The organism is Rhizobium sp. BR 317, from assembly GCF_047445835.1.
Lineage (GTDB): Bacteria > Pseudomonadota > Alphaproteobacteria > Rhizobiales > Rhizobiaceae > Rhizobium > Rhizobium paranaense.
This window is the reverse complement of sequence record NZ_JARWLB010000010.1, coordinates 61,623-75,551: the sequence shown is the minus strand read 5'-3', so window position 1 is coordinate 75,551 and position 13,929 is coordinate 61,623. Positions and strand designations below refer to the sequence as shown.

At 57.8% G+C, this 13,929-nt stretch carries 12 protein-coding genes and 1 tRNA gene; 3 read left to right on the top strand and 10 right to left on the bottom strand.

The genetic code is table 11. The annotated features are described in order from the left end of the window. Positions 1-109 precede the first annotated feature (109 nt). The 5 genes from acpS to rpoZ all read right to left on the bottom strand — a co-directional run bounded on the left by acpS (position 110) and on the right by rpoZ (position 4,438). On the bottom strand, positions 110-514 hold the full coding sequence (gene acpS, locus QD357_RS17285) for a holo-ACP synthase (RefSeq protein ID WP_107107572.1): 405 nt from the start codon (positions 512-514) through the stop codon (positions 110-112). A 40-nt stretch (positions 515-554) separates the two neighbouring features. Further along, positions 555-1,139 (bottom strand): DUF2062 domain-containing protein, encoded by a 585-nt coding sequence (locus QD357_RS17280; RefSeq protein WP_107107571.1) that lies wholly within the window; start codon positions 1,137-1,139, stop codon positions 555-557. 231 nt (positions 1,140-1,370) lie between these two features. Further along, entirely contained in the window at positions 1,371-1,520 is a 150-nt protein-coding gene (locus QD357_RS17275) for a DUF3563 family protein (RefSeq protein ID WP_107107570.1), read from the bottom strand. Positions 1,521-1,708: 188 nt separating this feature from the next. Beyond that, the gene (locus QD357_RS17270; RefSeq protein ID WP_107107569.1) at positions 1,709-3,934 is read right to left on the bottom strand and encodes a RelA/SpoT family protein; all 2,226 of its coding nucleotides are present in this window, start codon (positions 3,932-3,934) and stop codon (positions 1,709-1,711) included. A 99-nt stretch (positions 3,935-4,033) separates the two neighbouring features. Beyond that, positions 4,034-4,438 carry a DNA-directed RNA polymerase subunit omega gene (rpoZ, locus tag QD357_RS17265; protein ID WP_028753431.1) on the bottom strand — a complete coding sequence of 135 codons (405 nt, stop codon included), beginning with the start codon at positions 4,436-4,438 and terminating at the stop codon, positions 4,034-4,036. Positions 4,439-4,749: 311 nt separating this feature from the next. Between rpoZ and QD357_RS17260 the strand changes: the two genes are divergently transcribed. Next, positions 4,750-5,331: an NYN domain-containing protein gene (locus QD357_RS17260; RefSeq protein ID WP_028753432.1), complete on the top strand. Its 582-nt coding sequence runs from the start codon at positions 4,750-4,752 to the stop codon at positions 5,329-5,331. Positions 5,332-5,394: 63 nt separating this feature from the next. On the opposite strand, the gene smpB is transcribed toward QD357_RS17260, so the two are convergent. Both smpB and dapA read right to left on the bottom strand, forming a co-directional pair. After that, positions 5,395-5,874 carry an SsrA-binding protein SmpB gene (gene smpB / locus QD357_RS17255; protein ID WP_107107568.1) on the bottom strand — a complete coding sequence of 160 codons (480 nt, stop codon included), beginning with the start codon at positions 5,872-5,874 and terminating at the stop codon, positions 5,395-5,397. A 137-nt stretch (positions 5,875-6,011) separates the two neighbouring features. Further along, entirely contained in the window at positions 6,012-6,896 is an 885-nt protein-coding gene (gene dapA / locus QD357_RS17250) for a 4-hydroxy-tetrahydrodipicolinate synthase (protein ID WP_107107567.1), read from the bottom strand. Between the two features lie 218 nt (positions 6,897-7,114). Here dapA and QD357_RS17245 point away from each other — a divergent pair, with 218 nt between their 5' ends. Together QD357_RS17245 and QD357_RS17240 are read left to right on the top strand one after the other, a co-directional pair. Then, positions 7,115-9,169, top strand: coding sequence for a lytic transglycosylase domain-containing protein (locus tag QD357_RS17245; RefSeq protein ID WP_107107566.1), 2,055 nt, complete (start codon positions 7,115-7,117; stop codon positions 9,167-9,169). Positions 9,170-9,253: 84 nt separating this feature from the next. Beyond that, positions 9,254-10,144: an alpha/beta fold hydrolase gene (locus QD357_RS17240; protein WP_107107565.1), complete on the top strand. Its 891-nt coding sequence runs from the start codon at positions 9,254-9,256 to the stop codon at positions 10,142-10,144. Between the two features lie 131 nt (positions 10,145-10,275). Here the strand turns inward: QD357_RS17240 and QD357_RS17235 are convergent, their stop codons facing one another. The 3 genes from QD357_RS17235 to QD357_RS17225 form a co-directional block, all read right to left on the bottom strand. After that, positions 10,276-11,370: a porin gene (locus QD357_RS17235; protein ID WP_107107564.1), complete on the bottom strand. Its 1,095-nt coding sequence runs from the start codon at positions 11,368-11,370 to the stop codon at positions 10,276-10,278. A 474-nt stretch (positions 11,371-11,844) separates the two neighbouring features. Continuing rightward, entirely contained in the window at positions 11,845-12,906 is a 1,062-nt protein-coding gene (locus tag QD357_RS17230; RefSeq protein ID WP_107107563.1) for a porin, read from the bottom strand. A gap of 917 nt (positions 12,907-13,823) precedes the next feature. Next, a tRNA-Ser gene (locus tag QD357_RS17225) sits at positions 13,824-13,914 on the bottom strand. Between the last annotated feature and the right edge of the window lie 15 nt (positions 13,915-13,929).

Below are 13,929 nucleotides of genomic sequence, written 5' to 3'. Positions count from 1 at the left end.
TTATTCCTTTTTCGCACCCCACCGGCGCACTTCACTTTCAGGCACTCTCTATCCGCTTCATACCACGGCGGCAATGGCGCAGGTATTAAAAGCGACACACGGTCGTCATTCAGCCCGCAATCGGCAGTGCTTCGATGATCACGAAGGCCTGAGCGAGAGGAAAATCATCGGTTATCGTCAAATGAATGGCGGCGCGATGATTTTCCGGCAGCATCGCGGCCAATCTTTTGGCGGCACCGCCCGTCAAATGCATGGTTGGCTTGCCGCTCGGCAGGTTGACGACACCCATGTCGCGCCAGAATACGCCCTGCGCCAGACCTGTGCCAAGCGCCTTCGAGCAGGCTTCCTTGGCGGCGAAGCGCTTGGCGTATGACGCAGCCTTGTTCTTGCGCCCTTCGGATTTGGCGCGCTCGATGTCGGTGAAACAGCGCTCGGTGAACCGAGTGCCGAAACGTTCGATCGACTTTTCGACGCGGCGGATATCGATCAGGTCACTGCCGATGCCGATGATCATGAAAAGGCCCTCCAGCCGGCCGCCGCGACGTCGCGTTCCGTCAGACGCTCGATGCGTTCTCGGCAAGGGCCAGGCGTTCGCGCGCCCGCTCCATCAGCCGGGCCTTGCGGCGGGTCTTGAAGCTCTTCACGCCATAATAGGTCAGTGCATAGACGACGACGCCGGAGACGATTGCCGGCGGAATGCCGCCAATCAGCATCGGCTTCAGGATCGGGTCCCAAAGCTGCAGGAGATCGCCCTTATGCCACAGCGCCGGCAAATCGATGCCGCCACTCTGGCCGCTGTCGCGCGCCAGGATCAGATGACCGATTTCCCAGGTGAGGCCCCAGATGAAAGGATAGGTGATGGGATTGCCGGCCGCCAGACAACCAAGCGCGGCCGCAATCACGTTGCCGCCTATGACATAGGCGATGATGATCGCCATGATGACGTGCACGCCGATGAAGGGTGTCCAGGACACGACGATGCCCGCGGCAAAGCCAGCGGCCACCGAATGCGGCGAAGCGGCAAGGCGCACCAAGCGCTTTCCAAAATATTGGAACGAACGAACGAAACCTTTGCGGGGCCAAAGGTGCTCCCGCAATTTTTCACTCAAGGTCAGTGGTTTTCGGCGGCGAAATAACATGCGGCTTATCTAGTGCAGGGAGGGCCGTCATGACAAGGGCGGCGAAGCATATCATGCGTCGATTATCCGACCGCAGCGCCTATATACTCTCCAGAGTGCCACACGTTCAACGAATAGAAACAGGCCGCTCTGGCTTTATTTGACGCGAATCATCCTGCCTGTTTTCGGCGGGACGCTCCAAGGGCGTGGCAACAGGCACGCCCCTTCCCACTTTGGAAGTATTGTCAGCGATTAACGCTGGCGAAAGATGCCCTGATCGACCTGACGCTGACGATATTCAAGATCAAAACGGTCGTGCGAGCCATTCAGGTAGGCCATTTCACGTTCTTGAGCACTCGGAACGCGCAGGGCGCGGGCGATTTTCTTGATCGGACCAAACATTGTCTTCTCTCTTCTCTGTTTCGTTTCTTCGATAACCAGAAGATAGGCATGACAAAAGTTAATTACCACAGCTCATAAATAGAGGCAGCCATGCAAATGGCGCATGCCTTCGCCAGAATCCACGCGAAGTTGACCATAAAATGATCACAAACTATGCAATTTGCCGCAATCGAAGCCGGGAAGGCTAATTATTCGTAAAGCCGCTTCACGGTGGCGATGCAATCGAGCTCCTTAAGCTGCACCAGGAGCTGATTGAGCTGGCGCAAATCCCAGACTTCGACATCCAGCGCCATCTCGGTAAAGTCGGCGGCAACGCGCACCGTGTTGAGAAGGCGGATGTTGACGTCGATATCGGCGACCGTCTGCGCGACCTTGGCAAGCGTGCCCGGCTCGTTCAACGCATTGATCAGAATGCGCGCGGTGAAGCGGGACTTGTTGGCCTCATCCAGATCCCAGCGCACGTCGATCCAGCGTTCGGGCTGGTCGTCGAAACGCTGCAGGACCGGCGACTGGATAGGATAGATGGTGATGCCCTTGCCCTTTTCCATGATGCCCACGATACGGTCGCCGGGAACGGCGCCGGTCGGGGCGAAATGCACCTCGACATCCGCCGCGAGACCGCGGATCGGCAAGGCATCGACGCCCTCGACGCTGGCGGCGAGATCGGCCTTGGTCTTGCCGGGGATCTTGAAGATCATGCCCGCTGCGCTGCGGACGTTGAACCAGCCTTCGTCGCCGGCGGGCTTGATCGTAACGCGCTCATCCTGATGGTCGGGATAGACGGCACGCAACACATCGAGAGAGGACATCTCCCCTCGCCCGACGGCGGCAATCGCGTCCTCGACATCCTTCTGGCCGAGGCGGTGCAGCGCCGGCTTCAGCGCTTCCCGCGAAAAGACCTTGCCGGCGCGCTCGAAGGTGCGCTCCAGAATGCGATGGCCGAGGCCGGCATATTGCTTGCGGATGGCAAGCCGGGTTGCGCGGCGGATGGCGGCGCGCGCCTTGCCGGTCACGACAATCTCTTCCCAGGCGGCCGGCGGCACCTGCACGCCGGAGCGGATGATCTCGACTTCGTCACCATTGGTCAGACGCGTCACCAGCGGCATGATGCGACCGTTGATCTTGGCGCCAACAGTGGTGTCGCCGATATTGGTATGCACGGCATAGGCAAAATCGATCGGCGTTGCGCCGCGCGGCAGGGCGATCAGCTTACCCTTCGGCGTGAAGCAGAAGACCTGATCCTGAAAAAGTTCCAGCTTGGTGTGTTCGAGGAATTCTTCGGGGCTGTCGCCTTCGGCCAGCGCCTCGATGGTATGGCGCAGCCAGGAATAGGCATTGCTTTCGCGCGACAGCAGCTCACCGTCGCCGTTATTGTTGGTGCCGTCCTTATAGAGCGTATGGGCAGCGATGCCGAATTCGGCGATCTCATGCATGCGCTTGGTGCGGATCTGCAGCTCGATGCGCTGGCTGGACGGACCAACGATGGTGGTGTGCAGCGAACGGTAGTCGTTCTGCTTCGGCGTGGAAATATAATCCTTGAACCGGCCAGGCACGACGCGCCAGCGCGTATGTACGATGCCGAGTGCGCGATAGCAGGAAGGAACATCGTCGACAAGCAGGCGGAAACCATAGACGTCGGAGAGCTGTTCGAAGGAAAGCGACTTCGACTGCATTTTGCGGAAGACCGAATAGGGCTTCTTCTGCCTGCCCTTGACCATGGCATTGGCGAGGCCGTTGGCGACCAGCAGGTCGCGCAGTTCCGTCTCGATCTTCTTCACCAGGCCTTCGTTGCGCCGCGACAGTTCTTCGAGGCGCTTGGTGACCGTGTCATGCGCCTCCGGATTGATGTGGCGGAAGGAAAGCTCCTCCAGCTCTTCACGCATATCCTGCATACCCATGCGGCCGGCAAGCGGCGCATAAATATCCATCGTCTCTTCGGAAATGCGGGCGCGCTTTTCCGGCGACATATGGTCGAGCGTGCGCATATTGTGCAGGCGGTCGGCCAGTTTGACTAGGAGAACGCGGACGTCGTCGGAAATGGCGAGCAGCAGCTTACGGAGATTTTCAGCCTGCTTCGCCTTCTTGGTGACGAGGTCGAGCTTCTTGATCTTGGTCAGACCTTCGACTAGCCGGCCGATATCCTCGCCGAACAGTTCGTCGATTTCAGCCCGCGTCGCGGTCGTGTCTTCAATCGTATCGTGGAGGAGAGCGACAGCGATCGTCGATTCATCCAGACGCATGTCAGTCAGGATGGCGGCAACTTCGAGAGGATGGGAAATATAGGGATCGCCGCTGGCGCGCTTCTGCTGCCCATGCTTCTGCATCGCATAAACATAGGCCTTGTTGAGAAGCGCTTCATTGGCATCGGGCTTGTATTTCTGCACACGCTCGACAAGCTCGTACTGCCGCATCATTCCCAAGCTACTCCCGCAAAATAAAAGCGCGCCAGTCATACGACCGGCGCACGCATTATTTCATCATATCGCTCTTGGTTAGAGCATCAAGCGTGACGATCAGTAATCGTCGCTTTTTTCTGGCGGAACAAGGCCTTCGATACCGGCAAGAAGCTCTTCTTCCGACATCTGGTCGAAAGTAACGGCTTCCGGCTGATCTTCTTCCTCGTCGCCCGAAGCCGAAGCAGTGCCGCCAGCGGCCAGCAGGCTTGCCGGATCGGGCTCGGGCTCATCGACTTCGACGTGCTTCTGCAGCGAGTGGATCAGATCTTCCTTCAGATCATCGGGAGACAGGGTCTCGTCGGCGATTTCGCGCAGCGCGACGACAGGGTTCTTGTCGTTGTCGCGGTCGATGGTGATCGAGGAACCCTGCGAAATCAGGCGAGCACGATGGCTGGCAAGCAGCACGAGCTCGAACCGGTTCTCTACTTTATCAATGCAATCTTCTACTGTGACACGGGCCATTGCCTGTCCTTTGCGGTCGTGATGTCGTCATCATGTCTCGGAGTAGCACGCCCGATACAAGCAAACGATGGCAAATTCAAGTTTTTCCTGCTTCAGGGCTGCCAATCCCTCCACAATGGGCTAAAATTCATTAGACAAATTACGTATTCAACCTACAGTTGCTTGGAATATCATAAATCGTGCCCTAAATCTCGGATATATGAATAATTCATAAAGTAATACGAATTATTCTTGGGCGTCATACAAGTCATTGTTTTGACTGCATTTTGGGTAAAAGTAATTGCGTTTTGGTAACAATGGATATGTAAGCGATGTTCGACCCACGCGAAAAAATTGCACTTTTTATAGACGGCGCCAATCTTTACGCTGCATCGAAAAGTCTTGGTTTTGATATCGATTATCGCAAGCTGCTGAAGGCCTTCCAGAAGCGCGGATATCTGCTTCGGGCTTATTACTACACCGCACTTATCGAAGACCAGGAATATTCCTCGATCCGGCCGCTCATCGATTGGCTTGACTACAACGGCTACAAGGTCATTACCAAGCCGGCGAAGGAATTCACCGACTCCATGGGCCGCCGCAAGATCAAAGGCAACATGGACATCGAGCTGGCAATCGACGCCATGGAACAGTCGGAAACCGTCGATCATCTGGTCATCTTTTCCGGAGACGGCGATTTCACCACCCTGGTGGAAGCATTGCAGCGCCGCGGCCGCAAAGTGTCCGTCATCTCTACGATGGCCACACAACCGCCGATGATCGCCGACGACCTACGTCGTCAGGCCGATCACTTCATCGATCTGGTATCGCTGAAGGCGGAAATCGGCCGCGACCCCTCCGAGCGCCCGCAGCGCCCGGTCGAACCGGCGCCTGCCGTCGAGGTCGACGAGTAATCGAAGAAATGCGGAGCTTCATCTCGCCGGTAAGGCCGAGATGAAGCTCCGCATTTGCTTATTTCACCCATTATCCTTGAGCAGCCGGCTCTTCTGCCGGTTCCAGTCGCGTTCCTTCTCGGATTCGCGCTTGTCGTGGATCTTCTTGCCCTTGGCGAGAGCCAACTCCAGCTTGGCGCGGCCGCTATCGTTGAAATAGATCTTCAGCGGGATCAGCGTCATGCCTTCGCGATTGACGGCTGAACGCAGCCGGCCGATCTCCCGGCCGGAGAGCAAAAGCTTGCGGCGGCGGCGCGGCTCATGATTGAAGCGGTTTGCCTGCAGATATTCCGGCAGATAGGAATTGATCAGCCAGATCTCGCCATCCTCATCGGAGGCATAGGATTCAGCGATATTAGCCTTGCCTTCGCGCAGCGATTTGACCTCCGTGCCTTTCAGCACGAGCCCTGCCTCGTAGGTATCGATGATCTCGTAGTTGAAGCGTGCCTTGCGGTTTTCCGCGACAATCTTCTTCACCACACGTTGGCTGCCTTTGGGTGCCATGGTTCTTCTTCTTTTTCGTACATCAATTCCGGCAGCGGCCACCGGCGATAAGGTTTCAAACCTTAAATAAGCGAGACCGCCCTCCTTGTGAAGAGAGCGGTCTCGATAGAGGATTTCATGAGCGCGTTGGCGTGCCGTCAGTTCAACAGGCCGGCATGGCGCATGGCGGCGTCGATGGCCGCCTCCGTGCCGGGCTCCAGTGTCGAGAGTAGCGGCGAGCGCACATTGCGGCTCATCCGGCCAAGCCGGGAAAGGCCGTATTTCGCACCGCAGAGGCCCGGTTCCATGAAGATCGCCTTATGCAGCGGCATCAGGCGATCCTGATAGTCCAGCGCCTTGGCATAGTCGCCGGCAAGCGTCGCCGCCTGGAATTCGGCACAGAGGCGCGGCGCGACATTGGCGGTCACCGAGATACAGCCGACGCCGCCATGGGCATTGAAGCCAAGCGCCGTCGCATCCTCGCCGGAAAGCTGGCGGAAGTCGTTGCCGCAGGTGATGCGCTGTTCGGAAACGCGTTCGATCTTGCCCGTTGCATCCTTGACACCGACGATATTGGAATGCGCCTTGGCAAGCGCGCCCATCGTCTCAGGCGTCATGTCGACGACCGAACGGCCGGGAATATTGTAGATATAGATCGGTAGCTTCACCGCTTCGGCTATGGCCGAAAAATGTGCGTAAAGCCCCTTCTGCGTCGGCTTATTATAATAGGGTGTGACGACCAGAACCGCGTTGGCGCCGACCTTCTCGGCATGCAGGGCAAGCTCGATCGCTTCGCGGGTATTGTTGGAGCCGGCGCCGGCCATGACCGGCACGCGCTTGCCAGCCACCTCGATGCAAAGTTCGACGACGCGCTTATGCTCATCATGCGACAGGGTCGGCGATTCACCCGTCGTGCCGACGGGAACGAGCCCGCTGCTGCCCTCTTTGATCTGCCAATCGACATGGGAAGCGAAGGATGCTTCATCCACCTTGCCGGCGTCAGTGAAGGGCGTAACGAGTGCGGGAATGGACCCCTGGAACATGCAAGTCTCCTCGCGGCGCCGCTTTCATGCTTCAGCCGCAATCCATGGTTATGAATCCGCGCACCATAGAGCGCCCACTTGACGGCGACAAGCGCGCTTTCGATGGTAAAGGGCAGTTTCCGATATCATAATTGATTGAAATTCGGGCCAACGCTAAGGTTTCGTTAATATAAACTTCGGCAAATGGAGGGGGCCTGTTTTTTGTTGTGAGTAGCCGGATGAAAAGACCTGTCGTGATCTTGACCGCTATGGGCATGGCGGTCGCGTGGAGCGCTTTTGCCTCACAGCTTCCTGGCGAACAGACAGCAACCCAAGAAACGACCGATGTGGCGATGACCGTGCCGGATCCGTTGAATACCGGATCTATCCCGCGCGGCTCTGCGATTGCTCCCGTCAGCGGCGACCTGAAAGCCGGTCTCGACGCCCTCACCGGCAAGAACCCGATGCAGGCGCTCGCCATCCGCAACAGCATGAGCCAGGGCACGCTCGATCGCCACATTCTGACCTGGGCAATCGCCACGTCCGGCCAGCCCGGTGTTCCCTCCGGCGAAATCGCCGCAGCGGCGCGTGAACTTGCCGGTTGGCCGGGCCTCGCCAGCCTGCGCGGCAATTCCGAACGCGCGCTTTACACTGAAAATCCGCCGGCCGATCAAGTGCTTGCCGCCTTTGGCAATACGCAGCCGGAAACTCCGGAAGGCGCGGTTATCCTGTCGCGCGCGCTGGTTTCGCGCGGTTCATCGGCGCAAGCCGCCAAGCTTATCCGCAGGATCTGGCGCAATGAGGGGCTAGACAAGCCCTTCGAAGACAAGATCCTTGCCGAATTCTCCAGCCTTCTGACGCCTGCCGATCACAAGGCGCGCATGGACTATCTGCTTTATCGCGGCCGCACCGCCCAGGCGAAGCGTTTCGGCGATCTCGGCAAGGCGCAATCACTCTATAAGACCTGGGCGGCGATCAACAATCGCTCCGCCAATGCCGGGACTTTGCTGGCCACCATCGATCCGCAATGGCGCAAGGACCCTGCCTATCTCTTCATGCAGGTCGAGAACCTGCGTCGCCAGGACAAATATGACGATGCCGCCAATCTTCTGATGCAGATGCCGCGCGACCGCAGCGTACTCGTCAATGCCAGCCAATGGTGGGATGAACAGCGCATCGTCAGCCGCGGCCTGGTGGATCAAGGCGAATTCAAAGCAGCGTATCGCGTCGTCGACGCCAATGTTGCAGAGAGCCCGCAGGATGTCGGCGAGGCGGAATTCCACGCCGGCTGGTATGCGCTGCGCGGAATGCAGGACGGAGCGACAGCCGCAACGCATTTCCGCAAGATTCTACAGGTGTCGAACGGCCCGATCTCGATGTCGCGCGCCTGGTATTGGCTTGGCCGCTCCACCGAAGCGGGCGGGCCTGGCAGGGCGGCGGATTTTTATGCCAAGGCAGCCTCCTACCCGAGCACATTCTATGGTCAGCTCGCGGCCGAAAAATTGGGCCGGCGGACGCTGAACGTCACCTACCCCTCGCCAACGACAGAAGACCGGCAGCGCTTCCAAGCGCGCGAAGCCGTCCGGGCCATCGCGCATCTCGAAGTGGCAGGTCATGGCTGGCGGGCTGACGCCCTTTATCGAGCGCTGGCCAAACAATTGCAGAGCCCCGGTGAAATCGCCATGCTGGCGGCACAGGCCGAGCGCTCCGGCAATCATCAGCTTTCCTTGCAGGTCGGCAAGATCGCCTATGGCCGCGGCGTCGATGTCGCAGCCCTTGCCTTCCCCATCGGCGTCATTCCCGACAGTGCCAATATTTCCGGCTCCGGCAAGGCGCTCGCCTACGCCATCGCCCGGCAGGAAAGCGCCTTCAACCCGGCAGCAGTCTCCTCCGCCAATGCGCGCGGTCTGCTGCAGCTTCTGCCGAAGACAGCCAAGGCCGTCGCCGGCCGTCACGGCATCGCCTATTCCGCTGACAAGCTGACGCAGGATGCCGGCTACAACGCCACGCTTGGAGCGCATTATCTTGGCGAGCAGATCGATGCCTTCGGCGGCTCCTACATTCTGACCTTCATTGCTTACAATGCCGGCCCGAACAAGGTTCCGGAGTGGGTCAACCGCTACGGCGATCCGCGCGGCAAATCGATCGACGATGTCGTCGACTGGATCGAGCGCATCCCCTTCCCTGAAACGCGCAACTATGTCCAGCGCGTCATGGAGAATTATCAGGTCTACAAGGCCCGACTTGGGCAGAAGACTGATATCGAGCACGATCTGATCGACGGACGCGGCTGAGTTCCGCACCGGCACAGGCGCGATTGTTCAAAACGATGAAATCGCGTTACATCCCTCGTGAAACGCCATTCACGAGGGCTATCCATGCGCAATGACGATGAAAGCGGCTTTGTCAGCAGAACAATTTCGGCGCCGGACGGGCTAAGGCTCTACGCACGCGATTACGGTGGCGATTCGTCGAGCTCAAGCCTGCCGCCGATCGTTTGTCTGCCGGGTCTGACCCGCAACTCTCGGGACTTTCACGATCTGGCGCTGCTTCTATCGCGTGATCCGGTGGCACCGCGCAGGGTGATTACGCTCGATTTCCGTGGGCGCGGATTGTCGGCCTGGGACGACGACAAAAGCCACTACAATCTCGCCGTCGAGGCCCAGGATGTGCTCGCAACGTGCGTCGCCCTCGACATACCGAAAGCCGTCTTCATCGGCACGTCACGCGGCGGTCTCGTCCTGCATCTGCTGGCCGCAAGCCATCCCGATATCCTGAAGGCCGTCATTCTCAACGACATCGGTCCCGTTTTGGAAAAAGAAGGGCTCGGCAATATCCGCGACTATCTGAACCGAGACAGGAAGCCGACCGATTGGAACGAGGCTGTCGCAATCCTCAAGGAAAATCACGGCTGTGCTTTCACAGCGCTGACGGAAGACGATTGGCATGACATGGCGCGGGCGATCTATACGGTCAGCGATGGAAAAGTCCTTGCCGATTTCGATCCCGCTATTGCCGCGCAAATGAAGTCGCTCGACCTTGAAGCGCCGCTGCCGGATCTCTGGCCGCAGTTCGAAGCGTTTCAGACGATTCCCTTGATGGTGATTCGCGGCGAGAATTCGAAACTGCTGGCGGCAGCGACCGTCCAGGAGATGGCAAGGCGGCATCCGGGCTTGGCGACACGGATCGCCGTCGGGCAAGGACATGCCCCCATCCTGCATCTCGCAGATATTCCGGCGGCAATCCGGCATTTTCTCGCAACCATCTAAGCCCTCGCATAGCACCACCGACATGCCCGGCGGAAAAAGAAAAGGCCCGGTTGGGAAAACCGGGCCAATCCCTTCTGATCGGAGGTCGGATCAGAGTGTAGGCTATGTCAAATTCGGTTTTGAAAACCGAATTAGAAGCTGCGCTGGAAGCGGAGGATACCGGCCCACTGATCCTGGTTCACAGAATCGAAGTTGGTGTAGGTAACTTCCGGCTCGATGAGCAGGTTCTTAACCGGGTTGAACTTGAGGTTCGTCGTGGCTTCGAAGATCTTCGAGTCGGTGTAAGCGAGCTGGAGGTTCCACTTCAGCTTGTCGTTGATCGGAACGCCAACGCCACCCCAAACAGCCCAGTCACCCCAGCCGCAGAGATCGCCACGGCCAACCGGGCAAGCAGATGCGTTCAGGTTCGAACCAGCGTACTGGTTCAGCTTGTCGCCGTCGGTGTTCCAGCCGCCCATCAAGAAGGCAGTGAAGGCGCCGAAGTCGGCGTCGACGCGAGCCTTGATGGCGCCTTCTTCGACGATCGAGTCGTAACCGCCGACAACCTTGAAGCCGAAGCCGCCGACCTTGTAGCCAACACCGGCAACAACGTTCGGTGCATAGTGGTCAGCCTTGGACTGAACCCAAGCACCGCCGTAGGAAGACGAATCCGAACCGGAGTTGGAGTCTTCGAGCGAGACGACAGCCTTGAAGCCGTTGCCTGCGTCATAGTTGTAGGTGATCTGGTTGAGTTCGTACGGGCCGTCATAGACCACGTCGTCGTTGATGACGTCGCCGGCATAACCTGCGAACAGGTTGTACTGCGAGTCCTGCTTACCAACCAGGAAACCGCCGAGGCTGATGTTAGCCCAGAGCAGCTTGGTGGTCGTAGCGTTGCCGTCGTTCCAGTCGAAACGGTAGACGGTGTTGGTCTTCAGCGGACCGTATTCGGTGTCCGTTGCGGTGTCGACGCTGAGCTGAGCGCGGGTGTGCCAGTAGGTGCCGCGGTCGCCGCCCGGGCCTGGATTGTAGGCGTTGTACCAGCCGCCTTCGGTACGGACCATGCCGCCGATCTTGAGGCAGGTTTCGGTGCCCGGAATGAAGAAGTAGCCAGCGCCATAAGCGTCGCAGATGCGAACGTATTCAAGCGGCTCCGGCTCGGCAGCAACGACGGCATCGGCTGCATGAGCACCGGAAACTGCTGCCAGCGCAGCAGCGGAGCCGAGAAGAAGGCTCTTGATGTTCATAATAACTCCAGTTCTAAATATCGATTAGGTATGAGAATTCGCGCCGAGAAATCGACGGGCCCTACCCCACCCTGTGTTCAAAGTTGACCCCTGATCTGGGAGAACCAAGACGATAAGTCTCGCTTCCGATTTGCGAACCTACAGATCGAATTTTTCAGAGCAATATCAGAGACAAACTATAATCATATGTGACGTTCGTTTCGAATTTCGCGTTGCACAAAAATCACGTCGCAAAACTGTCACATAGTTTCCAAGTTTTAAAATCGGACTCTACTTGGCATTACTCTCAAAAAACACTCAAGTTGCAAATCTATACTTAATTAGCATATTCTAAAGTTGGAAAATAATATTCAGCGTCTCTCCGGTATTCGAAACAACCGCGATCGACGGGCACAGAATGCAAAAAGCCCGGCTCGAAAGCCGGGCTTTTCGTCACAAATGTGACAATCAGATTTTGACCGAGGTCAAATCAGATTAGAAAGTGCGCTCGAAGCGGAGGATACCAGCCCACTGGTCTTCGTTGATCGAATCCCAGTTGGTGTAGGATACTTCCGGCTCGATGAGCAGGTTCTTAACCGGGTTCCACTTGATGTTCGTCGTAGCGGCGAAGATCTTGGAGTCGGTGTAAGCGAGCTGCAGGTTCCACTTCAGCTTGTCGTTGATCGGAACGCCAACGCCGCCCCAAACTGCCCAGTCGCCCCAGCCGATGTCAGCAGCGTCGCCGCCACCGTTCGAGCCAGCGTACTTGTTCAGCTTGTCGCCGTCCGTGTTCCAGCCGCCCATCAAGAAGGCAGAGAAGACGCCGAAGTCAGCATCGACGCGAGCCTTGATAGCGCCTTCTTCGACGATGGAGTCATAACCACCGACGACCTTGAAGGACCATGCACCAGCCTTGTAGCCAGCACCGGCAACGACGTCCGGAGCGTAGTGATCCGAGCTGTCTTCGCCGTTAGAGCCATGTGCGCCAACGCCAGAGTTGCTGTCTTCCAACGAGATCACAGCCGTGAAGCCGTTGCCGGCGTCGTAGTTGTAGGTGATCTGGTTGAGTTCGTACGGGCCGTCATAGACCACGTCGTCGTTGATGACGTCGCCAGCGTAACCAGTGAACTGGTTGAACCAGGAGTCCGTCTTACCAACGGTGAAGCCGCCGAGGCTGATGTATGCCCAGAGAAGGTTCGTGCTCGTGGAGCCGCCTTCCTGCCAATCCCAACGCAGGATGGTGTTGGTCTTCAGCGGACCATATTCGGTGTCGGTCGCCGTGTTGATGTTGAGCTCAGCACGGGTATGCCAAAGCGTGCCACGAACGTTGTTCGGGTTGTAAGCGTCGTACCATTCACCTTCCGTACGAACCTTACCGCCGATCTTGAGGCAGGTTTCGGTGCCCGGAATGAAGAAGTAGCCTGCACCGTATGCGTCGCAGATGCGAACGTATTCGAGCGGCTCCGGCTCAGCGGCAACAACAGCGTCAGCCGCGTGAGCACCGGAAACTGCTGCGAGGGCAGCAGCGGAGCCGAGAAGAAGGCTCTTGATGTTCATTATTGACCTCCAGTCAAAGTTTCAATCGAGAATGAGAACTACCCGAAGGCATTCCCTGCCCCATCCTCGTGTTTCAAGAAGTGGACGATCAATCGCCCTCGCTTCCGAGATTGAAAATACAAGACGCGAACTGTCACGCAATCTACATCTTACCGGAAAGGGGGATTTGCGTGAGCCTTCCCTAATTCCTGTTGCCGAAAGGACACAAGTCCACGATGCGGATGCTCCATTTCTTTATATTCTGTTAAGAAATCCCTTACGGTACCGGCACTTACAGGCCAATTCTCAATGAGGACGCGGCGACAGGCCCGGCCGTCACAATGGCCGATTCAGGGCAAATCCATGGCTGCCGCGACGTGATGTTCGCCATTTCGGCATTTGCCGGGATAGCTATCAACAGTGCGGAACAAGCGAATCCACCTTCGCCATCTCAACATGGCATCGCGAGTCGATGATTCCGCCGTCGCCGATTCGATCGAGAATCGGCAGCGCCGATTATTTGCCAGCAAGATTGCAGCGGAATGACAAAAGAGAATCGAATGCGGACGAGATTGAGAGACGTCCTGCTTCATACCGCAAATTTGGACGGACTTGTTCTGCGCTGCGCGTGCGGGCGGAATTGCCCGACCTGAGAGATACGGAACGTTCTGTACCGTTGCTGGATGGCGAAGGAATGAGCGACGATTGCCGGGGGGGGGGCAGCATCCTCGCGCAAGGCCGGCGGCAAGATCGTCAATCATTACAAGAACGAGAGGCCGGAGGCGCGGACGAATCGGCCAGTGCGTTCATGCCCATATGAGCTGGGCCATATCGATTTAGAGAAGAGGACCAAACCATCTGTTCGGCGCTCGGCTGTCTTGCCCAAGTCCTGGGGGACGAACCGTTACCTATATCTTCAGTATGGGTATGAAGCAGGATGGCGGAGAAGATGGGATTCGAACCCACGATACGCTTTTGACGTATACTCCCTTAGCAGGGGAGCGCCTTCGACCACTCGGCCACCTCTCCGGTGCGGCCCTGATA

Coding starts and splice junctions, on each gene's coding strand:
- acpS (WP_107107572.1), bottom strand. CDS start 514: ATGATCATCGGCATCGGCAGTGACCTGATCGATATCCGCCGCGTCGAA.
- QD357_RS17280 (WP_107107571.1), bottom strand. CDS start 1,139: ATGTTATTTCGCCGCCGAAAACCACTGACCTTGAGTGAAAAATTGCGG.
- QD357_RS17275 (WP_107107570.1), bottom strand. CDS start 1,520: ATGTTTGGTCCGATCAAGAAAATCGCCCGCGCCCTGCGCGTTCCGAGT.
- QD357_RS17270 (WP_107107569.1), bottom strand. CDS start 3,934: ATGATGCGGCAGTACGAGCTTGTCGAGCGTGTGCAGAAATACAAGCCC.
- rpoZ (WP_028753431.1), bottom strand. CDS start 4,438: ATGGCCCGTGTCACAGTAGAAGATTGCATTGATAAAGTAGAGAACCGG.
- QD357_RS17260 (WP_028753432.1), top strand. CDS start 4,750: ATGTTCGACCCACGCGAAAAAATTGCACTTTTTATAGACGGCGCCAAT.
- smpB (WP_107107568.1), bottom strand. CDS start 5,874: ATGGCACCCAAAGGCAGCCAACGTGTGGTGAAGAAGATTGTCGCGGAA.
- dapA (WP_107107567.1), bottom strand. CDS start 6,896: ATGTTCCAGGGGTCCATTCCCGCACTCGTTACGCCCTTCACTGACGCC.
- QD357_RS17245 (WP_107107566.1), top strand. CDS start 7,115: ATGAAAAGACCTGTCGTGATCTTGACCGCTATGGGCATGGCGGTCGCG.
- QD357_RS17240 (WP_107107565.1), top strand. CDS start 9,254: ATGCGCAATGACGATGAAAGCGGCTTTGTCAGCAGAACAATTTCGGCG.
- QD357_RS17235 (WP_107107564.1), bottom strand. CDS start 11,370: ATGAACATCAAGAGCCTTCTTCTCGGCTCCGCTGCTGCGCTGGCAGCA.
- QD357_RS17230 (WP_107107563.1), bottom strand. CDS start 12,906: ATGAACATCAAGAGCCTTCTTCTCGGCTCCGCTGCTGCCCTCGCAGCA.